The following is a 25590-nucleotide window of genomic DNA, read 5'->3' as shown; positions in this document are numbered from 1 at the left end:
TGGCCGTATCGCCCCGCTCTACGGCGAGCCGGGCGGCGGTCCGCCGAAGGCCGGAGGGCCGGGATCAGGGACGGGCAGGCCGATCAGGGACGGCCAGTCGGGGCGGAAGCGCCCCACGAAGTCCGTGAAGTCGTGCCGGAGGCGGCGCGGATCGGACGGCTTGAGCCGGATCTGCTGACGGTCGTCGGCCCACCAGATCTCGAAGTCCATGGCCGTGCCCTCCGTCGGCCAGTCGTCGCCCTCGTACGGAAGCATCAGGGCGTCGACGAAGCCTCCTACGGTGAGGCCGATGTCCACGAAGATCCCGATGGAGCCGGGCCGAGGAACCCGCACGACAGTGCCCTCGTACACCTGACCGAAACGCAGTCCTCTTCGTATCCCGGCCCACTCGGCATCCGTCACCACCGGCGCATCTTCGCACGTCCGTCCGGGTCGCGGGTGGTCCGTGCGTGCCCGACGGCCCGGCAGCGGCGGGACTCAGCCCGCTCGGACCCGGTCCAGTACCGCCGCCCCCAGTTCCAGCATCTGCTCCGGCTCGCTCACGCACTGCTGGAGATCGATGAGACAGCCGTCGGCCCCCGACTCCCGTACGCCGGTCAGCACCGCCGCGATGTCGTCGGCCGACGCCCCCGGCGCGGGGTTGTGGCGGATCTCGCGCCGCAGCGCGTCAGGATCACGGCCCACGTCCTCGGCGGCGCGGCGTGCCAGGTCCCACAGGCCCGCGAGCGCCGGGGGCGGCATGACGACCCCGACCCATCCGTCCGCGCGGCGGCCGATCCGGCTCATGGCGGCGGGGGAGAAACCGCCCAAGTAGACCGGCGGTCCCGGCTGCTGGGCCGGGCGGAGGCCGACATGGGAACGGGGAATGGTCCAGTGCGCCCCCTCATGGCCGAAGACCTCCTCGGCCCACATGGCGCCCAGGATGTCGAGGATCTCCTCCAGCCGCTCCCCGCGCCGGGAGAACTCGGCGTTCAGGGCGGAGTATTCGTCCCGCATCCACCCGATGCCGAGCCCGACGTCCAGCCGGCCCTCGCTGAGGAGATCGAGGGAAGTGAGCGAGCGCCCCAGCAACAGCGGCGGATACCAAGGGGCGTTGAGGGTGCTGGTGCCGAGCCGCACCCGTGTGGTGGCCGACGCCGCGACCGTCAGCACCAGCAGGGGATCGAGGAAGGTCTTGAACCCCGGCGGATACGGATTCTCCGCCGTGTACCCCGGATAGACCTCGCTCGGCGCGACCGGTGTCAGGGCGCGGTCCCCGACCCAGAGCGAGTCGAACCCCGCCGACTCGGCATCCCTGGCGAACCCGGCTATCGAGGCGGCCCGGGCATGACTTCCGTACTGTGGCAACGCGATTCCCATACGCATGTGTTCATCCTGCACGCCATCCGCGCCGGGGTCCCCTTCCTCGGTCGAATGAGAGGCGGGCAACAGTCGCGGAGCGTCTTCGGAGAGGCGGGGCGTGGCGGGGACACGGCGCGGCGCACGTCACCTTCCGTTCGCACCGAACCGGGCGATGGCCTCCAGGGCCGCGTCCCGCATCGCGGGACTGCCCGTGTGCCCGGAGTCTTCGATCACCCGCAGCTCCGCGTCCGGCCATGCCGCGGACAGCTCCCACGCGGTCTTCAACGGGCTGCCCAGATCGAGGCGGCCGTGGATCAGCACGGCCGGAATTCCGGCCAACCGGTGCGCGTGACGCAGCAGTTGCCCGTCATCGAGCCAGGCGTCGTTCGCGAAGTAGTGCGCGCAGAGGCGGACGAACGCCATCAGGGCGTCGTCCGGCCTGTCGCTGTAGCTCCCCGGGTGACCGAGTACCTCATGGGCGATGACGGCATCCTCCCAAGCGCACCAGTCCCACGCCGCCCTGACCCGCACGGCCTCGTCGGGGCTGTTCATCAGCCGGTTGTAGGCGGCCACGAGGTCACCGCCCCGGTCCGCCTCCGGAAGCGCGTCACGGAAGGTCTCCCAGGGGCCCGGCAGGAAGCGTCCGACGCCGCGGTAGAGCCAGTCGGTTTCCTCCGGCCGGGTCATGGTGACGCCGACGACGACGACCTCCGAGACGCGTTCGGGATGGCGCTCGGCGTAGGCGAGGATCAGCGTCGAACCCCAGGACCCGCCGTACAGGAGCCAGCGCTCCACCCCCAGATGCTCGCGCAGGAGCTCCATGTCGGCGATCAGATGGTCCGTGGTGTTGTGATCGAGGCCGACGGACGGATCGGAGGCGTGCGGCAGGCTTTCACCACAGCCACGCTGATCGAACAGGATGATCCGGAAGACCTCGGGATCGAACAGCACGCGGCTGCCACGGCGCCCTCCGCTGCCGGGGCCGCCGTGCACGCACAGAGCCGCCTTTCCCTCGGGGTTGCCGCTGGTCTCCCAGTAGATCCGGTTTCCGTCGCCGACATCGAGGAGGCCGTGCGCGTACGGTTCGACGGGCGGGAACGGCTGTGCCACGGGGTCTCCTCCTGAAGACGCGGATCGAACAACCTCCGGAGGGTAGTGGACACCCGGGGACGAGGTCACCTGCCTTGTTTTCGTAGGCATGGCCCCGACACCGACGCCCGCCGGGCATCGTCGCCGTCAGCGCAGGGAGCGGATCGCCGGGCTCGTGGCGACCAGGCAGGCGCAGGCCAGGACCGCGCCGCCGCACAGCAGGAACAGGGCCGTCGTACCGTACGGGAGCAGGAATCCGGCGAGCACGTAGGAGAACGGGTCGAACGCCACCGTCGCGAGCACGACGAGGCTGAGCACACGGCCCAGCAGTTCCTCGGGCACGCGCTCCTGCAAGGTGGCCACGACGACCACCCCGAGGAACGCGGATCCGACGCCGATGAGCGAGACGACCGCCGTCGCCGCCACGACATGGGTGACGGTCGCGAGCCCGGCCATGCCCGCGCCGATCGCCGCGACCCCGCCGATCACCGCCCAGCCGCGCCGGGCGGGAGGCCGCCACCCGGCCACGAGCGAGCCGGCCAGTGAGCCGACGCCGAAACCGGAGAGCACGATGCCCAGGGACCCCGCGCCGCCGAGGCGTTGATCGGCGAGCACCGCGCCGCCCACGAGCACGGGACCCACGACCGCGATGTTGATCAGGGCGATGGCCGCCAGCATCCCCCGCACCAGCGGGTCGTGCCAGGCGTACTTCAGGCCCGCGCCCAGGGCCCGCACGCTGCTGAGCCGCTCACCGCCCCCGCCGTCCGTACCGACCCCGTCCCCGTCCCCGCTGTCCGTATCAGCGCCGTCGTCGGCGCCGCCGCCGCGCCGTGCCACCCGGAGCAGGGTGCTGAGGGCGACGGCGGCCAGCGCGGCCATCGCCGCGATCCCGCCGAGCGTCGCGGCGAAACCGACCGCCGCGACGCATCCGGCCGCCAGCGCGGGACCGACCAGATCGCCGCCCGACTCCGCGCCCTGCACCAGGCCGTTGACCCGGGCGAGCTTCTCGTCCGGCACGACGGCGGGCAGCAACGCCAGGGCCGCCGGGAAGTACGCGGCGTCGGCGACGCCGAGCAGCCCGCCGAGCAGCGCGACCGTCGCCAATGACGGCGAGGTGAAGGCCACCAGGGCGCCGAGGGCGAGCAGGACGGCGACCCGGAGCCACGCGGAGACCACCATCACGGGGGCGGGCCCGAGGCGGTCGACCAGCACTCCCGCGGGAATCAGCAGAAGCGCGCGCGGCAGCGCCACGGCCACCAGGACCAGCCCGGTGCTCATCCCGGGTTCCGACAGTTCGAGCACGAAGAGCGTGAGCCAGACGAGGAACAGCGCGTCGACCACGGCCGCCAGCCCCTGGCCCACGATCAGACGACGCAGGTGCGCATGGCCGTCCGCCGCACGGGGAACGGAAGGGGCGGTCGGTTCCGTGGTCATCGCTGTCTCCCCTGAAAGCCGAGCGGACCGGTCCCGCGCGCCGGGCCCGTCCGCGTGGCCCGCACGGCCGGATGCCCCGCGCGCCGTCCGAGGGCGGACCGGTCGGCCCCGCCCGTACGCCGAACCGCGAGCCCGGCACCCGTGTCGTCGGCGCCGCCGCGGTCGGGCCCGGTGACGCCGGGCCGGGCCCGGCCGTCCCGCTCACTCATCGTCAACATGAACACATCCGCTCGCCGATTTCGGTGGGACGCGCTGCTCGGGCCGGGGAAGACCCCGGTACAGGAGTCTTTCCCACCGGTCTTCGGCCGTGCGCGCGCGAAGGCGCGGCACGGACCGTCACCGACGGCCGACGGCCATCGGTCGAGGCGGGACCGGGACCGCCCACCGCCTCCGAGCGGGACGGCTACGCGATGTGGGTGCCCCCGTCGACCGTCAGCGTGGTCCCGGTGATGTAGGACGCCGCGTCGGAGACGAGGAAGACCAGCGCCGCCGCGAGTTCCTCGGGCCGACCGATACGGCCCGCGAGCACCCGGGGCATCATCTCCTCCAGGTAGCCCTCGGCGTAACCACTGGTCATCGGAGAGGCGAAGAGACCCGGTGCGAGGGCGTTCACGCGGATGCCCCTGCCGGGAGTCCACTGCTGCGCCAGATCCCGGGTGAGGCCGAGGAGCCCGGCCTTCGACGCCGAGTAGGCGGCCTGGGGGAGACCACCGGTGACCAGCGCGAGGACACTGGAGACATTCACGATGGAGCTGCCGGGCAGCATCACCGCGCCCGCCGCCTGGGCCATCCAGTAGGCGCCGTTGAGATTGATGTCGATGACCTCGCGGAACTGCCCGGGTGTCTCCTCCTCCGCGGGCCGCTCACCGCTGATCCCGGCGTTGTTGACCAGAACGTCCACCCGCCCGAACGCGCCCATGGCCGCGTCGACCAGCGCGCGGCAGTCCTCCGGCCGGGCGACGTCCGTACGCACGGAGACGGCCCGGCGGCCGAGCTTCGTGACGGCCGTGCGCACGGCCTCCAGCCTCTCGGCGCGCCGGGCCCCGAGCACGACGTCGGCACCGGCCTCGGCCATCGCGGTGGCGAAGGCGACACCCAGCCCGGAGGAGGCGCCGGTGACCACGGCGACACGACCGTCGAGGCGGAAGCCGTCGAGGACGCTCATGGCTGCCCGACGGGCCGGACGGTGCCGGTGCCGGGCCGTCCCGTGGCGCTCACCGGTGGTCGGCGATGTAGTTCACGGCGTCGCCTACGGTCCGCAACTCCGCGACCTGGTCGTCCGGGATCCTCACCTCGAACCTGTCCTCGATCACCACGGTGATCTCCACCATCGACAGGGAGTCGATGTCGAGATCGTCGGTGAAGGACTTCTCGCTGGTCACCTCGGCGGATTCGAAGCCGGTGACCTCTTCGACGATCGCGGCGAGGGTCTGAAGAATGTCGGTGTTGTCCACTACGGGTTCCTCCTTCTGGGGGCGGGTCCGGTGCGAGTCGGACACGGTGTGGTTTCCGCCCGTGTCCGCACCGGCTCCAGCGGGCCGGTGCGCCCGCTCGTGCCCATCGGCGGTCGGGCGGTGAGGCGGTGAGGCGGTGAGGCGGTCGGTCGGACGATGGGGCGTCGGAGGCGGTGTCCGGCGTCCGGCGTCGGCGTCAGAGTCCGAGGCGGAGACGGTAGGCGTGGAGGGTGCGCAGGAAGCCCTCCATCTGCTCCTCGGTGTGGCCCGCGTGCGGGAACAGGCGCAGCAGTGCCTGGTTGCGGGTGACGGCCGGGTAGGAGAAGACGGGGACGAGGTAGCCGTCCTCGACGAACCACTCCCGCATCTGCAGGGCGGCGGCGTCGCTCCCGATCGGCACGGACAGCATGTACGAATCGGTGGGTGTCGTCGGCGTACCGGCCTCGTGCATCTGCCGGCGGAAGCGGGCGGCATGGGCCAGATAGTCGTCGACGATCCCCGGGTTGTCGGCGAGGACGCCGATCGTGCGCTCGGCGGTGTAGGCGGTCGGCGGCTGGATGGCCGCGGTGAACATCGAGGTGCCGGAGAGCAGTTCGAAGGCGTCGACGGCCGCCGCGGGCCCGGCGAGCGCGCCGCCCTCCAGACCGATGGCCTTCGACAGGGACACCATGACGAAGTCGGCCCGCTCCCGGATCGCGGCAGCCTCCCGGGCGTACGGACGGTTCTCCGGTCCGTAGACCATGAAGCCGTTCGCGTCGTCGATCATGCTGACGGCGCCGTGGCGCTCGCACGCGTCCAGGATCTCCACGATCGGCCCCATGGTGCCGTCGGCGGAGTAGATGCTCTCGGCGATCACCACGGTCTTGCGGGCGTGCACCCGGTTCAGGACGCGGGTCAGGTCGGAGGCGTCGTTGTGCCGGAACGCGTGGACGTTACGGCCGTAGGCGAGCCCTTCGAGGCCCTTCCAGACGCTCCAGTGGACGTCACGGTCCACGACGAAGACGGTGTCGTGGTTGCGCACCTCGATCCCGGCGTCGAAGTGCGCGGAGCTGCTCATGGCGTGGACGAACCCGATGTTCGCCAGGAGGCCCGTGGCGAAGGTGATGGCCCGTTCCTTGCCGGTGTGGCGGGCGATCGTCTCCTCGAGCACCTGGTGCGGACGGCAGATGCCCTGGGTCATCCGGGAACCGCTGGTGCTCAGGCCGTGGGCGAGCGCCCCGTCCGCGAAGTGCTGGCGTACCGGGAGGTGGCGTTCCAGATCGAGGAAGCTGATGCTGGCGAAGTTCACCAGTTCGCGGTGGCCGCGGACGATGGTGGGTCCGACGGGACCGTCCACCACCGGCGGGCGGTACGCCGTGTCGTGGGTGTTCGCCTCGACGAACGAGGCGAAGGCCCACGGGGCCAGGCGGTCGGTGGATCGTGCGGGGATGCGGGACGCGGTCATGGTGGGGTTCCTCCTCCACGAGGGGCGCGGAGCGGCAGGGGCTCCAGGGCTGCGGCGAGGTGGCCGAGTGAGGCCGTTCCGGTCAGTTCGTCCGGGGCGATCCCGGTGAAGCCCCGTCGGCGGAGCAGCGCCAGCAGGCGGGGGACGCCGACGAGGGTGACTCCGTGTTCGGCGAGGCAACGGTTCATGTCCACGGGGTCGGGACTGTCGGAAGACCCGGGCTTCGGCCTGCCGGGTATGACGGTGGCCACGGCGGCGGCCAGAGCCCGTTCGGCGTCCGTCGCGGGCGGGCGGGCCGGGCCCCTCGGCGAAGCCGCGCCGGTGGCGGGGGAATGACCGGACGGGCGGCCCGACGGGGGCCCCTCGGGGGACAGGACGTAGCGGCCCGGGGCCATGACACCGGGCACCTCGTCGAGGCTGTCCAGGACATGACGGTGCAGGTCGTCGGAGGTGACACCGGGGGCGACGCGGACGTGCGCGACGAGCTGCCGCTCCCCGTCCTTCCGCTTCCGGACCTTCCCCTCCCCGGTGTTCCCTTCCCCGGCTTTCCCCGCTCCGACCTTCCCGTTCCCGTCCTTCCCCTTCCCGTCCTTCCCGTTCCCGCCCTTTTCTTCCCCGCCGTCCCCTTCGCCGTCCCCGCCGGGCGTCACCGTCGCGTCGAGCACTCCGGGATGGCCGCGCAGCGCCTCCTCGACCCTGGCCAGGCACACCCATCCCCGTGGCGCCCGCCACCACCCGGAGGCGGGCGCCACGAGCGAGCGGACCGGAACCGGGCACTCGGCCCCGTCGGCGACGGCACGCAGGAAGTCGCGGAGACGGACTGGCAGGGCCGAGGTCTGCTCGGCGTCGAGCAGATGGTCCCCGACGGTGACATCGAGGGTGAGGACCCCGGCGTCGAGACCGAGGTCGACGTAGAGCGTGTCGCAGGGTGCGTCGGGCGTGCTGCGCATCCAGCCGGTGGACCCGTCCGGCGGAGCGTTCCGCGCGGGGACCAGGTAGTCACGGGGCCAGGAGTAGCAGTTGTACTCGAGGGTGGGGACGCTCACGGCGCCTCGGCGACGATCCGCGCGCGCCTGCGCGGCGACCAGTTCCGCGGGGCGCCACTCGCCGTACCGGTAGGCGGCGGCGGAGGCGGCGGCCACCGAGGCGATCACTTCGCCGAACGCCGCGCCCGGACGGAGATCGATCTGCACCGGGACCGTCAGGGCCCGGACGTCCACGCTGCTCCGCAGCGCGACCCGAGCCCGGTTGGACACCACCACCGACGCGAGGAACCGGTGTTCGCCCGTACGGGCGGCGATGTCGTGGGCCAGCGCCGCGAGCATCACGACCTCCCGGCTGGCCCGGTGGCGGCGGGCGACACGGTCCAGGTCGTCGTACGCACCCGCCGAGCGGTACTGGAGACGATGGCGCCCCCCACCGCCCTCGGTACCGCCGAAGGGGGCCAGCACGCCGGTCGGGTTGCCCGCGAGACGCGTCAGCCACTCGTGCTCCGCCGCGCGGGCACGTTCCGGCGACTGGGCGGCGACGGCGTCGAGCGGGTGCGTGGGCGTCCCCTCCGGTGCGCTGTCGCCGCGCAGCAGACCGTGCAGCCGGTCGAGCAGGACGGCCAGCCCCCAGCCGTCGATCACCACGTGGTGGACGGCCACCAGGACCGCACGCGGGCGGCCCGCCTCCAGCACCACCCGGGCGAGCCAGGGAGGATTCCGCTCGGGATCGATCGGGCGGCGAGCCAGCGCCGCCGTGGCGGCCTCCAGGGCTGCGGCGTCGACCGTCGGGACCTCGATGTGGTCGACCGGCAGCGGGGACCAGTCCGCGCGGTGGACGTGCTGAAGGGTACGGAGCGGGTCCACGGTCGTGCGCAGCGCCTCGTGGCGGGCGGTGAGGGACGCGAGCGCCCGGTGGACATCGGCGACGGTCGCCGGGGGCGGGACGTGGCAGTGGTCCGCGAGCGGTGTCGGGTTCACCCGCCGGGGCGAGGGAATGCCGCGCTCGAACCAGTGCCACTGCTGGATCCAGGTCAGGGGCCCGCCTCGGACGACGGTGGCGGGGCTCGGGGTCGTTTCCGGAAGGTGGTTCATGGCCGGGACCTCACACCGCTCGGACCACGAGAGCGGCGTTGTGGCCGCCGAAACCGAAGGAGTTGCTGAGCGCGATCCGCAGGCCCTCGTGGTGCTGTGACCGGTGCGGCACGAAGTTGATGTCCGGGTCGATCGGCTCGTCACAGTTGATGGTCGGCGGAACGTCACCCGTGCGGAGGGTCAGGATCGAGGCCACCAGCTCGACCGCTCCGGCGGCCCCGATCATGTGCCCGGTCATCGACTTGGTGGAGCTGACGGGGATACGGGTGACCCGGTCACCCAGCACCCTGCGCAGGACGGCCGTCTCGACGGTGTCGTTCAGGAGCGTTCCGGTGCCGTGGGCGTTCACGTAGTCCACGTCCGCCCCCGTGATCCCGGCGTCGCGCAGCGCCGCCTCGACCGCGAGGCACGCGCCGCGCCCCTCCGGATGCGGGGCGGTCCAGTGATGGGCGTCGGAACTCGCCCCGTAGCCCGCGAGCTCGGCCAGGGCCGTCGCCCCCCGCCCCTCGGCCACCTCGGCGGCCTCCAGGACCAGCACGGCGGCCCCCTCGCTCATCACGAACCCGTCGCGGTGCGCGTCGAATGGTCGGCACGCCCCGGCCGGATCGTCGTTGCGCCGGGACAGCGCACGGGCGTTGCCGCTGCCCGCGAGGTCGACGGTGGTGACACAGGCGTCGGCGCCGCCCACGAGGACGACGTCGGCCTCCCCGCTGCCGATCATGCGCATCCCCGCGCCCACCGCGTCCGCGCCGCTCGCGCACGCCGTGCTCTGGGCGCGGCTGGGACCCTGGACGCCGAGGCGCATACTGATCTCGCAGGCGGCGCTGTCCATGGCCGTGGTGACCTGGGTGAAGGGGCTGATGGCCCGTGGCCCCTTGTCGCGGAGCGTGTTCGCGGCGCGGTAGATCGACCCCACCGGGCCGTACCCACTGCCGATGATCACCGCGACCCTCGGGGCCAGCCGGGCGTCGACGACGAGGCGGGCGTGCTCGCAGGCCTCCAGCGCCGCCGCCAGGGCGAACCGCGCGTACGGGTCGGCGCGGCGGCTGACCGCGGGCGGCATGTGGTCGCCCGGTGCGAAGCCCCGGACCTGTCCGCCGATCCGGACACCGAGGCCGGTCACGTCCATCCCTTCCACGGTGTCGATGCCGCTGCGTCCGGCCAGCATCGCCGCCCAGGTCTCGCCCGCGCTGTGGCCGAGCGGCGTCACCGCCCCGTACCCGGTGACCACCACCCGGCGGCGCGTCCGGGCGCGTCCGGCGCCGTCTCCCCCGCTCGCGTCCGTCATTGCGGAACCACCACGGCGTCACGGAGGGCGGGGAGGACGTCGTCGGCGGCGACGGGGACCATGAGCACCGCGGTGCCTCCCCGGGAGCAGAACCGCCGCGCGGCGAGCACCTCCTCGGTGAGCGTGGCCTTGTCGCGCAGCACACGGCAGCGGATGTCCGGGCCGTCCACCACGGGCGGCGGTGCCTCCGGACGGACGAAGGGGTAGCGGTCGGCGTCGAGACCGAGGCGGGCGCGCTGGGCGTCCAGCCAGCCGTAGCCGCCGTTGCACAGCACCACGTACAGCACGCCGCCGTGGGCCGGGGCGGTGACGGCGATGTCCGCGCGCGCGGCGAGGAACGCGCCGTCCCCGATGAACGCGGTGACCTCGTGGTCCGGGGCGGCCCGCTTGACCCCGATGGCCGCCGCCGCCCCGAAACCCAGGGGGGTCTGCTCCGACGGCACGATCGACCCGCCGCCGACGTGGAAGGGGAAGCCGTACGACCACATGTCCTGCAGCCCGTTCTCCTGGACCAGCACACCGGGCTCGGCGGCGGTGGCGTCGAGCGCGGCCAGCAGCTCCGCGATACGGATGCCCGGCAGCGCCGCCGCACGGGCCAGCTCCGCCTCCGCCTGCCGCGACATGGCCTCGCGGGCGGCGGCGATCCTGTCCGCCCACGCCTCCGGCGCGTCCGCGCGTCCGGCCCTGCCGTCCTCGTCCAGCGCCTGCGACCAGCCGAGGACGGCGTGCCGGGCGTCTCCGAGCACCCGAGGGCCGGAGAACTCCGAGGACAGCCCGCCCGCGTCCACGTTGACCTGCACCACCGTGACCGGGGGCCAGGGCGTGCCGCCCTCGACGACCGTCTCCTCCAGCCGTCCGGCGAGCGAGACCACCAGATCGCAGGACGACAGCAGTTCGCGGGCGGGCGCCGAGGCGTAGAGGCCCGCCACACCGCAGAACAGCGGATGGCGCTCATCGACGGCGCCCCGCCCGGACGCGGTGGTGAAGAGGGCCGCGCCCAGCCGCTCGGCGAAGCGCTCTACCGCGCCCCCGCTGTTGCGGTGCCGCATCCCGCCGCCCACCAGCACCACCGGCCGTCGGCTCGCGCGGATCGCCGCGAGCGCGGGCCCCCGGCGTACGGGCGCGGACTCGACGGACAGCGTCTCGGGGGGTGTCGGCAGGGGTTCGGTGACCAGTACCTCGGCCGTACGGACGTCGTCGGGCACCTCCAGGTACACGGGTCCCGACGGCGGTCCGACGGCTCGGGTCAGCGCCGTCACCGTCGCGGGGACGACCCGGTCCGGGTGTCCGACCCGGTACGCCCACCGCACGAGGGGCGCCGTGACGGCGACCTGGTCGAGTTCCTGGAATCCGCCGCTGCCCCGCCGCCGCTCGGGCGCACCGGCGGCGAGCACGAGTACGGGCGCGCCGGACTCCCGCGCCTCCAGCAGCCCCGTGGCCGCGTGGGTGACGGCCGGACCCTTGCCCAGGAGGCAGACGGCGAGCCGCCCCGACTGCAGCGCGTAGCCGGTCGCCATGTACATCGCGTTCCGCTGGTCACGGCACGGCACGAGGTCCAGCCCGGCGGAGTCGAGGGCGCGCAGCAGCTCCAGATCGTCGCCCGGCAGCCCGAAGCAGGTGTCCACCCCGTTCGCCACCAGCAGGTCGACGACGGCGCTCCACGCGTCGGCGTACCGCTTCGTCGTCCGCGTCACGTCTCGTCCTCCGTGTCAGGGGCGGCCGTCGGGAGGTTCTGGGCCACGGCCAGGGACATGAGCAGCGGCTCGGCGCGGCGCTCGCCGCCGTAGGAGAGGTAGTTGGCTCTCAGCCCGAACCCGCCGAACGGGCGGTTGCCGTCCTCGGCGTCGAGCAGTGTGTGGTTGACGCAGGTCCGGTGACGCTTGGACAGGACGTTCACGGTCTCCGGGTCGTTCCCGTACACCATCGCTCCCAGCGCGCGTTCGTTGAAGTAGGGGCTGGACAGCCGCTCGCGCAGCAGCCGGGCACTGGGGTAGGCCACGACGTTGAACACCGGGGCGAACATCTCCTGGAGGGGGATCTTCTCGTCGAAGCCCCAGAGCAGCACGGTCGGTTCGACGCTGCGGGACGGCAGGTCGATCCGCCCGCCGTGCCGGATGTGGCGCGCGTGGCGCACCAGATAGTCCGAGCAGTTCACCAGAGCGGAGTCGTAGAAGATCGGACCGTAATCGGCGACAGGGTCGCCGTTCTGCCCGAAGCGCAGGGAGGCGAGTTCGGCGGACAGGAGGTCGACGAATTCCTCGGTGCGGCCCTTCGGCACGTACACCACGTCGGGACCGAAGCAGTCCTGGCCAGAATTGTAGAGCCGGATGCGCATGACATCGTGCACCGCGCGGGTGAGGTCGGCGTCGGGCGCCAGCACGAAGGGATTGATACCGTGACCGAAGAAGAGGAAGAGCTGATCGTCCGCCAGTCCTTCGCGGACGGTCTCGGCATTGACATAGTTTCCGGTGAAGACGATGAGATCCGCCTCGCGTACGGGACCCGTCACGAACTTTCGCTGGCTCAGTTCGGAGAGTGTGACGGGTAATCCGTGAACCGGTGCCAGCAGCTCGTGCAAGCGCTGGATCTGGCTCTTGATCTCGGAGGACGGCCGGAAGGTGATTACGTCGCTGTAGAGAGACGCCACGAGGATGTACAGCGCGTAGGAATAGAGCGGAATGTTGGAGGGCATGAAGACCGCCGTCCGGGGAACGAATCCGGGCCGGGCGCGGCGGATCTCCTCCTCCGCCCCGTCGAGGGTGGCGAGGAACGAATGGATCTCGGCACTGGCGGTGCGATGGGGCGAGATCTCGGTGAGAATGCCCAGCACCGCCTCCTCGTGGTCCGCCACGTACCGCCGTACGGCGCGCAGGGCCTCGACCCGTTCGGCGAAGAGGGGGTGGTAGCCGGTGGCGCCGACGGTCGGGCCGGACGTGGTGACATCGGTGGTCGTCTTGCGCGACGCGGACAGCGAGGTCATGGCGATCTTCTCCAACAGGGCCTGGTGCGGCTTTCCCGTGTTCGTGTGCGGCAGTTCGGGAACCACGACGATGTGATCGGGCTGCTCGTAGCGGGCCAGCACGGGGCGCAGCAGCCGCTTCCAGTGGCCGGGCTCGTGCCCGTCCGGGTCCGCGATCACGAACACGAGACGAGACCCGACCCGCGCGTCGGGGACGGCGACGACCTCCGTCCGCGCACCGGTCGACTCGGCCCGCTCGGCGAGGTGGTCGGGGTAGAGGGTGTGGCCGTCCCGGTGCACGGCACGCTTCCGCCCGACCGGGTAGACCCGTCCGGCGTCGTCGAGCAGACCGATGTCGCCGGTGCGGTGCACGGGACTCGTCACCGGAACGATCTCACCGTCGTCCGAGAGCCGGCCGGTCATCAGGCCGTCTCCGCGTACGACGAGTTCGCCCAGCCGACCGGGGGGAAGCGGCCTCCCGTGCTCGTCGTGGACCTCGACGACCACACCGGGCAGCGGCGTGCCGCACCCGACGGGATCGGCGGGGGGCGCCAGCGCGATGTTCCCCACCTCGGTGGCTCCGTAGCCGTCGAGCAGATGCCGGCCGGTACGGGCGTGGAACCGGTCGCGCAGGCTGCGCCCCAGCGGTGCGCCGCCCACGCACCAGGCCCGTACGCTCTCCACCGCGTCGGCGAGGGCGGGACGGCGGTCGAGCAGGTTCAGGAGGCTGTAGTAGGTCGGCGGGGCCCCGTCGACGACGGAGAGACCGTGGTCGACACCGATCTCCAGCGCGCGGTCCAGGCGCGTCGCGGGCCCGTAGACCACGAGCGTGCCACCGCCCAGCCACCAGCAGAGGACCAGCGACAGACCGTACTGATGGGAGTACGGCAGGACGGGCAGGAAGACGTCGTCGGGCCGGTACCCCATGCGTTCCGCGCTGAGCGCCAGGTTGTCCAGGATCGAACGGCCCGAGCGGACGATGCCCTTGGGCTTCCCCGTCGTGCCCGACGACCAGGAGATCGCCGCGTCCTGGCGCCGCGCCCACCTCGTGACATCGGGCACGGCTGCCGTGTTCCAGGCGGCGCGTGGTGTCGCGTCGCCGTCCGCAGCGTCACCGATCTCGAAGACCACGCGCGCCTGGGAGCGAATCCGCGAGCGCTGTGCCGGGGCGGCCCGGTGATCGGTCAGGACCACCGAGGCGTCGAGGTGGACGAGGGCGAGCAGAGCGACGACCCATTCCGGAGAATTCGCCCCGCTCATCATCACCCGCGAACCGGGCTCGATGCCGCGGCGTGCGAAGATTTCGATGGCACCGAATACACGGGCCATGATTTCATCTGTCTCCCAGATGTGCCCGTCGGGAGAGATCAAACGCCTGGAAACGAGCAACTCGTGCTCCTTAAGGTAAAGGGTTCGCCCAGATTCTCGGATGCGTGTGTCCGCAGACCCAAAACCCAGTGACAACGTCTGCCGTTGTTCAACGAGACGCGTCCAGAAATGACTTTCCCATACCTCTAGAACAGTGTCGAGTACGGCAAGAACGCCTTATGGAACACGGGGGATGAGTGGGCGCGCAGTGAAGGATGGGATATGCCGGGGGTGGCCGATTCTGATCGGTCGATCCATGAGGCGGCTGGTGCCGGAGTGCAGGCGAATGCTCATCGGCCCGGTACGGATACGGTTGCGCGGAGCGGGCGGAGAGATATGTTCATTCGCCTGTTCGGGAGCCATGTGTTCGTCCGGTGGCAGGGGAGGGCCATGGGGTGCCGGCCCCGCGCAGACCTGTCGACCCGAATCGGATCCGGCCTCGGAAGGAGAAGGACTGCTCACCCATGCTCATGGCGAATTGATGCCACCGGGGTTTGATACGGAGAAAGCGGGCATCGGAGCGATTCGCTCAGGTCAGCGAAGAGGAAATCCATCAGCTGTGGATCTCGGAGGAATCGAAAAGGGCGAGGCGGGTGAATGGGAAAGGAACGTGGATCGAAATATCCCGCGAGGCGGGGCCGAAGCGACCCGGTTCGCCGTTTCGTTCGAGAGTCCCGTGAACCCATCGAGCCTTTCCGGCCGGATCGGATTCCCGGCCGAGGGGAAGCCGCCGGTGCCCGGGACGGTCGCCCGCCCGGTCCGCTGAGACGCCGAGCGGAGCCGCTCGGGTGCGGAGCGCGGACGGCAGGAGCACGGGACGGTAGGAGCGGGGACGGCAGGAGTAGAGGACGGCAGGAGTACGGGCACGGGCCCCACGGGCGCGGGTCACTCCCTCGGCCCGCTCGCCCCCGCACCCGGCACCCCGGGCCCCACCCCTCGCGCCCGTACCCCGACCGGGCCCGTGACCGGGGCGCGGCGGCTGCCGTACCCGGCGGCCACGGACCGAGCGGCGAGGACGACGCACCCTTCGCCGTCACAGCCTCTGCCGATGGCGCGGCGATCCAGCTCCGCGGCGAGGACACCGGCCGCCGCCCGGCGGCGCGGACGCCGAGGACCGCGCGCGACGCCCGCCCCGGCAGATGCCCCGCGCGGATCCGGCACCGGCCGGGCGGACCGCCCGGGTCCTACCAGGGGCTGCTGCTGCTCGTCGAGGTCGCGCCCCCGGAGGTCGTGGGCGGGGAACCGAAGACGGAACCGCCCGAGGAGGACCGGGTGGGGACGGAGGCGGGACCGGCGGACGCACGACGGGCGGGGGTGTCGGCGGACGACTGCGTGACCGCCCGCGCCGGCGCCTCCCGGACCGTCTCGCGCGGACGCTCGGCCTCCTCGCCGATCCGCTCCAGCCGCAGCACCAGATTGCGCTCGTGCCGATTGCCCCCGGGCCAGTCCACGTCCTTGCTGGTGATCGTCTGGGTGGAGACACCACCCACGGTCTCCCAGCGGCTCCTGACCGCCCGGATGTTGGGCCGCCACCGGCCCTCGTGCAGGTGCTCCACCTCCAGGTGCCAGCTCGGCGCGTCCACCTCCCGGACCGTCCCCACCTCGCCGGGGACCTCGATCCGCGCCCCGCGCGCGCCGGACACGGTGACCACCGCGCGCTGCGGCCAGTCGGCGTCGAGACCGGTGACGGTGATCCGGCAGGGGCCCTCGTACCAGGCCATGGGTGCTCTCCAGTGCTTTCGGGGACGGTGAGGGGGGAGGAAGGGGCGGCGTCAGCCGCGGGGGAAGTTCCCGGCGACGAGCGCCGCCAGTTCGTAGTACGCGGCCCGGGTCCGGCCCCGCATCGACTCCGGGTCGACCTCGCCGCCCCTGGCCAGCTGGGGGTCGTACGGGACGGTCACCACGGCCCGGCAGCGCTGCTGGAAGTGCGCCACGGCCTCGTCCATCCGGACCGGCCGCCCCGAGGACGACCGTCCGGCGGAGACGACCGTCACCGCCTGGCGCGCCTTCTCCTCGTGGCCGAGGGCGGTCAGCCGGTCGAAGACCAGACCGGCACCGCTCATCCCGTCCACGCCCGGCGTGGCCGCCACGACCAGTTGGTCCGACAGCTCCAGGACCGCGCGCAGGAACGCGTGCGGCATTCCGGTCCCGGAGTCGGTGACGACGATCGGGTACTGGCCGCTGAGCAGATCGACGACCTGCCGGTAGTCCCGCTCGCCGAACGTCCGGAGGTCCGCCGGGTCCGGGTCGTGCACCACGACCTCCAGACCGCTGGGGGTCTGCGAGGTGAACGCCCGGATGTCCATGTAGGTGCGCAGCCGGGGGAGCGCGGCCACCAGATCGCGCACGGTGGCGTCCGACTGCCGCCGCACCCGGCGGCCCAGGGCGCCCGAGTCGGGGCTCGCGTCCACGGCGACGACCCGGTCGGCCCGCTCCCGGGCCAGCACCGCGCCGAGGGCCAGGGCGGTGGTCGTCTTCCCGGCCCCGCCGCTCAGGCCGATCACCGCGATCCGGTGACTGCGCAGCAGCGGGACCCGGAGGGCGTCGGGGACACCGCCCGGCCCGCGCCGCCCGATCCGGAAGAGCGGACGAGGAGCACGCCGTGCCCGCGCCACGGGCTCCGCCGCGCGGGCCGGGACCGACACGAGCGGGACGGAAACGAGCGGGACCGCTTCCCGCACCGCGACCTCGGCCCCCGTCTCGCTTCCCGCCCCGGTCTCCGACGGGTGCTCCGGCTCCGGAGCCACCGCCGATACGGGCTCCGCCGGTACGGGATCGACGGATACGGGCTCCGCCGATGCCGATGCCGATGCCGATGCCGATGCCGGAGCCGGATTCGGCGCGGATGCCGGTGCTGGGGTCGGTGCCGGTCCGGTGGCCGAGGGCTCCACCGGCGCGGGCTCCGCCGGTACGGCTTCGGCGGCCGGTTCGGGCGGCGCCCCGCCCGGGGTCTCCGCCGGTGTCTCGACGGGCACCACGCCCGGTGTCTCCGGCGGGACTTCGCTCCGCCCGGTGCGCCAGTGCTCGGGGCTGTAGTCGGGCGCGTCCGTCCAGTGCTCGGGCGCGTCCAGGTCGTTCCTGGCTACGACGGTGACCACCGCGGCCCCCTCTCGTCGGTCACCCGGAGGAACGGCCGGACGGGCGCGACCGGTTCAGACGGCACGCGCCCCGCGTTCACTCCGGGGCGAGACCGTGCCGCTCCAGGACCGGACGCAGCGCCCGTACCGCGTAGAAGTTGCGGGACTTGACCGTGCCCGGCGGAATCCCGAGCACCTCGGCCGCGCCCACCGTCGAGCGGTCGTTGAGGTGCAGTTCCACCAGCACCTCGCGGTGGTGCCCGGGCAGTTCGGCGAGCGCGTCGTCGACGGCGTGCGCGATCACGACCTGCTCGTACGGGTCGTCCGGGGCCGCGCGGTCCTCCGGCGTCTCGTCCCCCAGCTCCTTCGGCCGGGCGGACTGCGCACGGAAGTGGTCGATGGCGATCCGGCGGGCGACGGTGAAGAGCCAGGGGCGGCCGTGCTCCGGGCCCCGGGTCAGCGCCTGCGGGTTCTGCCAGGCGCGCAGGAACGTCTCCTGGAGCATGTCCTCGGCCCTTCCACGGTCCCCGCTGGTCAGCCGGAGCAGGGCGCGGAACAGGGCGGAGGCGTGCAGACGGTGGAGCTCCGCCAGGGTGTCGCGGTCCATGGTGGGGCGGGGTCCCGCCGCCGCGCGGACGCCCGGTCCCGCCCCGTCGCCGACCGTGCCGTCAGCACCGTGGTCGTGCGTTCCCATCCCGGTTGTTCCTTCCCCGCGCCGCACGTCGACGACGCCGGGGGTGGCGGACGGGCGGCATCGATCGACCGAAGGCTCGGGGCGCATCGGACTGGTCGAGGACGACTCTGGCAACCTTGACTAATGTTTTGCTAATGCCGGGGTGTGATCGCGGCCCGTCCGGTAACGAGTGGCTAAAAGTCGTTGCGGAAAGATCGACTCGGGGTATTTCGCCTGTATGGGTGGGGTGTTACGGGCTGGGACGGTGTGGGCGGAGACGTCCACGGGCTTGAACGGCGACCGTTCTCCACCACGCCGTTCTCCACCACGCCGTCACCCCTTCAGATCAGATCCGGGTCGCTCCTCCTGGGTGCCTCCGGGGCGCGGTAGTGGTCCGGTCGCCATCGGCGCCGACGGCCCCGCGGCACCACGGCGGCGGCCCCCGCCACCCCCGCCAGCACCGCCAGGGAACCGGCCGCCACCCACCAGGCGGCCCCGGCGGCGGACGCCCCCGGCGCGGGCGGCATCGCCACCCCCGGCGCCACCGCCCGCCCGCCCGGAGCCCCCGCGCCGCGCCGCTCCTCGGGGAGCACCGCCGTGACGGCGGCGATCGGATCGACGGAGCCGTACCCCCGCACCGGATCCGGCACCGGTCCGCCCGGCCCCGACGTGGTCGAACGGAGCCGGTGGACCAGCTCCCGGGGGCTCAGCTCGGGACGGCGCTCCAGGACGAGGGCCGCCGTCCCGGCCACCAGCGCGGTCGCGTAACTCGGCCCGGAGGCCGTGAAACTGCCCCGGCCGCCCGGCCCGGGGCCCGTCACCGCCTCTCCCGGCGCCGTCAGGTCCACCCGGCCCTCGGGAGTCTGCCCGGCAGGCCCCCCGGCCGGGCCGGTCGCCGCCACCGACACCACCTGCGGGTGGGCCGCCGGATACGCCACGTCCTTCGCCCCGTCCGGGGCGACCGGGGCGATCACGACCGCGCCCCCGGCGACCGCGTCCCGCACGGCGCTCCTCAGCGCCGGACTGTCCGAACCCGTCACCGCCACCACGGCGATCACCCGGGCGCCGCCGCGGACCGCCGCCCGGATGCCCCGGGCGAGCAGCTCGGGAGTGGTGTTCCCCCGCCGGTCGGTGACCGGGACGTCCAGAATCCGCGCCCGGGGCGCGATCCCCGCGAAACCCGCCTCCGGGGTACGGGCCGCCGCGATCAGACCGGCCGTGAAGGTGCCGTGTCCGGCGCAGTCCGCGGCCGGACCGGCGTCGAACAGGCGCGGCGTCCGCTTCAGCCGGTCGCCCAGCAGCCCGGAGGCGTCGTCCACGCCCGAACCCACCACGGCCACCGTCACCCCGGCTCCCTCGGACAGCGGCCAGACCGTCTCGGGGCGCAACAGGGCCTGGGGCCAGGGCAGTCCGGTGACCTTGCGGTCCGAGGCCTTGCGGCAGGTGTCGCCGGAGAGCCGCTGCGTGACGGCGGGCAGCGAGGCGGGATCGGTACCCGCCGCCCCGGTCGCCGCCCCGGCCCGGACCGCGGTCGCGGGGGAGCCGGTCCCGCCGTCCTGGCCGGGCACGGCCGCCGCGCTCCCCGGCAGCAGCGTCAGCGTCCCGCACAGCAGCCCCGTCACGAGGACCGCCGCCCCGCCCCGCGCGCCCCGGCTCACGCGACACCGTCCGGCACCCGGTCCCAGGGCACGTCCTGCGGCAGCAGCAGGCTCAGCTCGGCCATGTCCTCGACGTCGTCGAGCTTGCTGAGACGGCCGGCCTGCCGGGTGATCATCGTCTCCAGGACCTGGCGGGCGAAGCGGCCGTTGCCGAAGTTCCGGTCACGCGGCACCGCAGCGAACAGCTCGGCCAGCGCCGCCAGGGTCTCCGGCGGACACACGTAACCGGACTTGTCGGACAACGCCCCGACGATCCGCACCAGTTCCTCGTCGGTGTAGTGCTCGAAGACGACGGAGCGGGAGAAGCGCGAGGCCAGGCCCGGGTTGGAGTCCAGGAAGCCCCGCATCTCGTCGGCGTACCCGGCGACGATCACCACGACCTCGTCACGGTGGTCCTCCATCAGCTTCATGAGGGTGTCCACCGCCTCCTGCCCGAAGTCGTTGCCCGTACCGCCGCGCGGCGTCAGCGTGTACGCCTCGTCGATGAACAGCACACCGCCGCGCGCCCGGTCGAAGGCGTCCTTCGTCAACTGCGCGGTGTGACCCACGAACCGGCCCACCAGATCGGCCCGCGCCGTCTCCACCAGCTGGCCGCCGGGCAGCACACCCAGCTCGGCGAGCAACTGCCCGTACAGCCGGGCCACCGTCGTCTTGCCGGTGCCGGGCGGGCCGGAGAACACCACGTGGTGGCTGATCGTGGCCGTCGGGAGCCCGGCCTCCTTGCGCCGGTTGACCTGCTTGATCAGATTGACCAGGTCCTCGACCTGCTCCTTGGCGGCGGGCAGGCCGATCATCGCCCGCAGTTCTTCGAGGAGTTCCGTCCTGCGCTCCACCGGCTGCCCGGACGCCGCAGCCGCGAGCGCGGCGGCGGCCGTCGCCCCCACGTCCTCCGGCTTGAGCAGCGCCAGATCGGTGTTGCCGATCTCCGGCAGCGCGGCGAGCCGGGACGCCTGCCGGTCCACCATCTCCTCGAAGACCTTGCGCGCGGCCCGGCCGTTGCCGAAGTCGGCGCCCTTCGCCATGGTCTCGAAGTGCAGCGTCAGCGCCTCGCGGGTGCCGTCGGCGAGCTGGTAGCCGTGCGAGGCGGCGGACATCGTCACGATGGTGGTCAGCTCGTCGTCACCGTAGTTCTCGAACTCCACCGTGCGGCTGAACCGGGACGCCAGCCCCGGGTTGGAGTCCAGGAAGCCCCGCATCTCCTCCGAGTACCCCGCCACGATGACCACGACCTCGTCACGGTGGTCCTCCATCAGCTTCACCAGCGTGTCGATGGCCTCCCGGCCGAAGTCCGGCCCGCTGCCGCCGGTCCCCTGCGACAGCGTGTACGCCTCGTCGATGAACAGCACACCGCCCAGAGCCTGCTGGAACACCTCGGTCGTCTTGATCGCCGTCCCGCCGATGATCGACGCCACCAGGTCCGCCCGCGCCACCTCCACGAGGTGACCCGACGGCAGCACGTCCAGCTCCGCGAGGATCGAGCCGTACAGCCGGGCCACCGTCGTCTTGCCGGTGCCGGGCGGCCCCGCGAAGATCAGATGACGGCTCATCGGCAGCGCGGGCATCCCCGCCAGCTCCCGGCGCCTGGCCAGCTTGTTCAGATTGACCAGGGTGGCGACCTGCTCCTTCACCCCGTCCAGGCCGACCAGCGCGTTCAGCGACTCCAGCGGCCCGTCCGGCCTGCGCGACGCGGCGGACCCGCCCGCCTCCGCGCCCCCGCCGGAGGAACCGTCCGCCGAGCCCTCCCGGCCCTCCTCCCCGCGCGGTCCGTCCGCCGCCGCCCCCGGCCCGCCGGACGCCGCCGTCATCTCCCCGTACGAGTCCGGCAGGTCGTTCTCCGCGCTCGTCAGGTTCTCCACCGCGAGCCGCGCCGACGGCTTCAGCTGGCGCAGCCCCGAGCCCCCGTTCCCGGAGACCGCGCAGTCGTGCACCCGTACCGCCTCCGTGGAGTCGACCCGGATGCCGTCGCCGGTGTTGTCCACCGCCTCGCACCGGTTCAGCGTGGCCCGCCCGCCCCCGGCGACCCGGAAGCCGTACCGTCGGCAGGACCGCGCCCGGGTGCGGGCCGCGGTCAGCTCTCCGCCGTCCTCGACGAGCACCCCCTCCTGCGGCGAGCCGGAGACCTCGCAGTCCCGCAGCGTGGCCACCCCGCCCCCGCCGACCGACACCCCGGCCGCGCCGGTCTCCCGGACCGTGGTGGTGCCGACGTACGCGTCCCCGCCGTCGGCGATCCGCACCCCCGCCTGCCCGGTGCCGGAGATCTCCGAACCCTCCACGCGGCCCCGCCCGCCCCGGGTCACCTCCACCCCGGCCCCGGCCACGTCCGACACGTTCAGCCGCCGCAGCATCGGGTTCGCGCCCTCCAGCACGCGCACCCCCGCCCCCGCGCCGCCGCGCACCTCCAGCCGGTCGAAGTCCGGCGCGCTGTCCCCGGTGAGCTGGACCCCGGCCTCCCTGGAGTCCCGCACCGAGCACCGTTTGAACGAGGGACCCGAGGACTCCTCCACCCAGATGCCGGTGCCCTCGGCGGCGGTGACCTCGCACTCCTCGAACGCGCCGCGTGAACGCCCCGTCACATGGATGCCGTTGCCCTTCGTCCGGGAGACCCGGCAGCGGCTCAGCACCGGGTCGGTGCCCTCCGCGAGCGCGATGCCGTGCACCTTCGTCGCGGACACCGAGCAGTCCTCCAGGACCACCCGCTCCTTCGAGCTGATGTACACGCCCAGCAGGCAGTCCCGCACCGAGGTCCGCACCACCCGGGTGGCGCTGTTCTGCTCCAGGGCGACGGCGGGCTTGTCGGTGGCCGAGATCTCGCAGTCCTCGATGAGCCCCCGGGCCTCGCCGTTGGCGCACACCCCGTTGCCCCGGGCGTCGCGGAACACGCAGTTGCGGAACGTCGGGTTGGCCCGCTCGCCGATGACCACCGCCGAGGTGCCCAGATGCTCCACGACACAGCCGTCGATCACACTGGTGCCGGTGGACGTCTCCACGATCCCCGCGCCACCGGGGTTGGTCACCCGGCAGCCCCGCATCGCCAGCGAACCCTGCTGCCGGGTGAGCACGGCCGTCCAGGCGTTGCCCACCACCTCGCAGTCCTGGAGCGCCGCCTGCCCGCGCGGCACGTCCACGGCGGGCAGTTCGTCGTCCTGCCCCTGGAGCACCAGCCCCGTCAGCTGCACCGCCTCGGCCACCACCTGCACCACCGTCCCCCGGGGCGGCACGATCCGCACGGTCCCGTGCGGGTCCTCGGCGGTGATCGTCACCATCTTGGTGATGACCAGGTTCTCCTCGTACCGGCCCGGACGCACCGAGATCACCGCACCGCTGCGCGCGGCCTCCAGGGCCGCCCCGATCGTGCGGTAGGGGCCGCCCGCGGGCGGGCGGTCGCTCTGCGCCTCGGCGCTCACGGTCAGCACATGGCGCGACATGCGTGGATGTTCCCTTCGTGGTGGCCCTCGGAGAGGAGCCTCAGGTGCGGGGGCCTCAGGAGCGGGCCGGTGCGACCGGCCGCCCCGTCAGGCAGAGGTGCACTGGACGCGGGCGGCGTCGCCCGCGTGATGGGCGTAGGTCTTCCCCGCCCCGGACCAGTCGATCCCCCGGTCGTGGAGCTTCACCGTCAGTACGCCGCCGGTGAGGCGGACGCTGCCCGCGCTCACCCACTGGCCCCGCAGGGACGGCTGGTCGAGGCGGAAGGACCGCAGGATCGGGTCGTTCCCCGTGGCACCCGCGTGCACCGTGTAGTACGACGGCTTGCCGCCGACCGCCTTGATGTCGCTGTTGTTGGGGATGTGGACCGAGACCTGGCAGGTCCCGGAGGTGAAGGAGCCGGTGCGGAAGGTCCAGCGCAGCGCGTTCCCGGCGTCCGAACCCGACTTCCCGGACATCGGCAGCGAGAGGAAGCCGCCGTTGCAGCCGCCGCCCGAGTAGCCGCCGGAGCCGTACTTCTGCCAGCCCTCCTTGCCGTCCGTGTACCAGCCGCTGGACGTGAAACTCGCGCCGGTACCGGCGCAGTTCGGCCCCGCCACGGCGGAGTACTGCTTCTTCGCCGGAGGGGGCGGGGGCGCCTGGGTGGCGGGCTTCTGCGGGACGCCCGCGGTCTCCCGGGGCTTGGCGGGGGCCTTGGTGGGCGTGGGGCCGCCCTTGGCGGGGGAGGTCGGGGCCGGAGCCTTCCCGGGGCCGCCGCCGGAGTCCCGGTCGGCCGCCGGGGCCTGGGAGGAGGTGGGCGTCGGACCGGCGGGGGCACCCGCGCCCAGGCCGACGCCGATGCCGGTGACGCCCGTGGACAGCGGGCCCTTCCCGGCGACCGTGGTGCTGTTGCCCGAGCGGGGCGTGGCCCCCGGCGCGGCGGCGCCGGGCAGCGAGGACCCCTTCTCGGGCGCGTCGGCCCTCGGCACGAAGCCGCCGGGACCGCCGTCCGCCTGGTTGTACCCGGTGGGGCGCGGCGGCAGGGGACCCGGCCCGGAACCGCCGCCGCCGAGCTGCGAGAGCAGCAGCGGCACGCCCATCAGGACCACGCCCGAGGTGGCCGCCGCGGCGATCATCGGCTTCGAGAGCCGCCGTCCGGGCCGGGACTCGGCCCGGACCCCGGGCGCCGCGACGGCCTCCGCCGCGAGGCCGTCCGCGTCGGACGCAGCCTGGGTCCCGCCCCCGGGGGCGGCCTCCTCCGACGCGTCCCCGCCGTCGGCGCCGGACCCGGTGTCGGCCCCGGCGATGCGCACGGCTCCGGCACCTGCTTCGGCACCGACACCGGCTTCGGTCCCGGCTTCAGCTCCGGCTTCGGCACCGGCTCCGGTCCCGCCGTCGGCGGAAGGCACGGCAGGGGCGGCGCCGGAGGGCACGACCGAGGGCGCGGCCGAGGACTCAGGCCCGGCGGCGGCCTCCGCGACCGGCTCCGGCGCCACGGCCCCTTCGACCGGCTCGCCCCCGGACTCCCCGCCGGGCTTCTCCTCGGGCGCGCCCTCCGGCTTCCCGTCCGGCTCCTCGCCCGCCTGCTGCCAGGCGACCGCGGGCAGGCTGATGGCCGCCGCTGCCTGCCCGGTCGCGTTCCCGGCCCGCACCTCGTTGTCGTCCACCGTCATTCCCCTCGGTCCCCTCGCTCGTCGCGAACCCTCCGCGCACGTACGAACGGACCGGCGGCGCCCCGTGGTTCACCCGCCCCGGTCAGCCCAGCGGATGGATCTCCGTCCCCTCCGGCGCCGGGGTCAGGACGAAGGCGGCGGCCCGCTCGACGACGTCCTGCCCGAGGGGGCCGGGGGCCGGGTAGGAGGGGTCGCTCAGGTGCGCCAGCAGCTCGGGATCGGGGGCGAGCGCGTAGTGCTCCAGGTAGTACGTGACGGTGTCCGTCCACACCCACCGCCCGTCCGTACGGAAGGTGAGCGGCACCTCGGCGACCCGGGAGGGGTCCAGCACGTCGTCCATCAGCACCGGCGTCGCGAGCACGGGCGTTCCGGCGGACAGCCGCTTCAGCAGCAGGGTGTGCAGTTCGGGGTTCTCGACCACCGGGTGGTCCGCGGCGAACCCGGGGCCCGTCACCGGGTCCGCGTGGTCGAAGACGGAGGCGAGCCGGAACTCCGGCTGGGGCTCGGGGTCGGTCATGACGGGTTCCTGTCCTGGATTCGGGGCGGGCCGGGGCGGCCCGGCGGCCGTACGCTCCCGGGAGAACGTACGGCCGCCGGGCACGGTTCACCGCCGTCACGGGTTCCCCGGAACAGCGACCGGAACAGCGAC

At 73.3% G+C, this 25590-nt stretch carries 18 protein-coding genes; all 18 read right to left on the bottom strand.

Going from position 1 to position 25590, the window contains the following annotated elements; translation table 11 throughout:
- Positions 1 to 18 precede the first annotated feature (18 nt).
- The 18 genes from ACFXGN_RS27135 to ACFXGN_RS27050 all read right to left on the bottom strand — a co-directional run bounded on the left by ACFXGN_RS27135 (position 19) and on the right by ACFXGN_RS27050 (position 25458).
- Positions 19 to 402 carry a hypothetical protein gene (locus ACFXGN_RS27135; protein WP_384864192.1) on the bottom strand — a complete coding sequence of 128 codons (384 nt, stop codon included), beginning with the start codon at positions 400 to 402 and terminating at the stop codon, positions 19 to 21.
- 75 nt (positions 403 to 477) lie between these two features.
- A complete protein-coding gene (locus ACFXGN_RS27130) occupies positions 478 to 1365 on the bottom strand; it encodes a TIGR03619 family F420-dependent LLM class oxidoreductase (protein WP_384864190.1) in 888 nt (295 codons plus the stop codon).
- A gap of 120 nt (positions 1366 to 1485) precedes the next feature.
- Entirely contained in the window at positions 1486 to 2451 is a 966-nt protein-coding gene (gene pip / locus ACFXGN_RS27125) for a prolyl aminopeptidase (protein WP_384864188.1), read from the bottom strand.
- 126 nt (positions 2452 to 2577) lie between these two features.
- Complete coding sequence (locus ACFXGN_RS27120; protein WP_384864186.1) at positions 2578 to 3864, bottom strand: MFS transporter; 1287 nt, start codon at positions 3862 to 3864, stop codon at positions 2578 to 2580.
- Between the two features lie 403 nt (positions 3865 to 4267).
- Positions 4268 to 5029 carry an SDR family NAD(P)-dependent oxidoreductase gene (locus tag ACFXGN_RS27115; RefSeq protein WP_384864184.1) on the bottom strand — a complete coding sequence of 254 codons (762 nt, stop codon included), beginning with the start codon at positions 5027 to 5029 and terminating at the stop codon, positions 4268 to 4270.
- A gap of 49 nt (positions 5030 to 5078) precedes the next feature.
- Positions 5079 to 5318: an acyl carrier protein gene (locus ACFXGN_RS27110; RefSeq protein WP_384864182.1), complete on the bottom strand. Its 240-nt coding sequence runs from the start codon at positions 5316 to 5318 to the stop codon at positions 5079 to 5081.
- Between the two features lie 196 nt (positions 5319 to 5514).
- Positions 5515 to 6762, bottom strand: coding sequence for an aminotransferase class I/II-fold pyridoxal phosphate-dependent enzyme (locus ACFXGN_RS27105; RefSeq protein ID WP_384864180.1), 1248 nt, complete (start codon positions 6760 to 6762; stop codon positions 5515 to 5517).
- Complete coding sequence (locus tag ACFXGN_RS27100) at positions 6759 to 8843, bottom strand: condensation domain-containing protein (RefSeq protein ID WP_384864178.1); 2085 nt, start codon at positions 8841 to 8843, stop codon at positions 6759 to 6761. The genes ACFXGN_RS27105 and ACFXGN_RS27100 overlap by 4 nt, the downstream gene beginning before the upstream one ends.
- Before the next feature lie 10 nt (positions 8844 to 8853).
- Positions 8854 to 10131, bottom strand: coding sequence for a beta-ketoacyl-ACP synthase II (gene fabF / locus ACFXGN_RS27095; RefSeq protein ID WP_384864176.1), 1278 nt, complete (start codon positions 10129 to 10131; stop codon positions 8854 to 8856).
- Positions 10128 to 11825 carry a thiamine pyrophosphate-binding protein gene (locus ACFXGN_RS27090; RefSeq protein WP_384864174.1) on the bottom strand — a complete coding sequence of 566 codons (1698 nt, stop codon included), beginning with the start codon at positions 11823 to 11825 and terminating at the stop codon, positions 10128 to 10130. Before ACFXGN_RS27090 ends, fabF begins: the two co-directional genes overlap by 4 nt.
- On the bottom strand, positions 11822 to 14419 hold the full coding sequence (locus ACFXGN_RS27085; protein ID WP_384864172.1) for an aldehyde dehydrogenase family protein: 2598 nt from the start codon (positions 14417 to 14419) through the stop codon (positions 11822 to 11824). Before ACFXGN_RS27085 ends, ACFXGN_RS27090 begins: the two co-directional genes overlap by 4 nt.
- 1223 nt (positions 14420 to 15642) lie before the next feature.
- The gene (locus tag ACFXGN_RS27080; RefSeq protein WP_384864170.1) at positions 15643 to 16179 is read right to left on the bottom strand and encodes a hypothetical protein; all 537 of its coding nucleotides are present in this window, start codon (positions 16177 to 16179) and stop codon (positions 15643 to 15645) included.
- A gap of 51 nt (positions 16180 to 16230) precedes the next feature.
- Entirely contained in the window at positions 16231 to 17556 is a 1326-nt protein-coding gene (locus ACFXGN_RS27075; RefSeq protein ID WP_384864168.1) for a MinD/ParA family protein, read from the bottom strand.
- A 76-nt stretch (positions 17557 to 17632) separates the two neighbouring features.
- Positions 17633 to 18229, bottom strand: a complete 597-nt coding sequence (locus ACFXGN_RS27070; RefSeq protein WP_384864166.1) for a sigma-70 family RNA polymerase sigma factor — start codon at positions 18227 to 18229, stop codon at positions 17633 to 17635.
- 320 nt (positions 18230 to 18549) lie between these two features.
- Positions 18550 to 19866, bottom strand: coding sequence for a S8 family serine peptidase (locus ACFXGN_RS27065; protein ID WP_384864164.1), 1317 nt, complete (start codon positions 19864 to 19866; stop codon positions 18550 to 18552).
- Positions 19863 to 23291 carry a right-handed parallel beta-helix repeat-containing protein gene (locus ACFXGN_RS27060; protein ID WP_384864162.1) on the bottom strand — a complete coding sequence of 1143 codons (3429 nt, stop codon included), beginning with the start codon at positions 23289 to 23291 and terminating at the stop codon, positions 19863 to 19865. Before ACFXGN_RS27060 ends, ACFXGN_RS27065 begins: the two co-directional genes overlap by 4 nt.
- A gap of 87 nt (positions 23292 to 23378) precedes the next feature.
- Positions 23379 to 24941 carry a hypothetical protein gene (locus ACFXGN_RS27055; RefSeq protein WP_384864160.1) on the bottom strand — a complete coding sequence of 521 codons (1563 nt, stop codon included), beginning with the start codon at positions 24939 to 24941 and terminating at the stop codon, positions 23379 to 23381.
- Between the two features lie 82 nt (positions 24942 to 25023).
- The gene (locus ACFXGN_RS27050) at positions 25024 to 25458 is read right to left on the bottom strand and encodes a hypothetical protein (protein WP_384864158.1); all 435 of its coding nucleotides are present in this window, start codon (positions 25456 to 25458) and stop codon (positions 25024 to 25026) included.
- Between the last annotated feature and the right edge of the window lie 132 nt (positions 25459 to 25590).

The sequence above is a fragment of the Streptomyces sp. NPDC059247 genome, assembly GCF_042754005.1.
Taxonomy (GTDB): Bacteria; Actinomycetota; Actinomycetes; order Streptomycetales; family Streptomycetaceae; genus Streptomyces.
The sequence above is the reverse complement of the archived record's forward strand: the minus strand, read 5'-3'. Positions and strand labels throughout refer to the sequence as shown.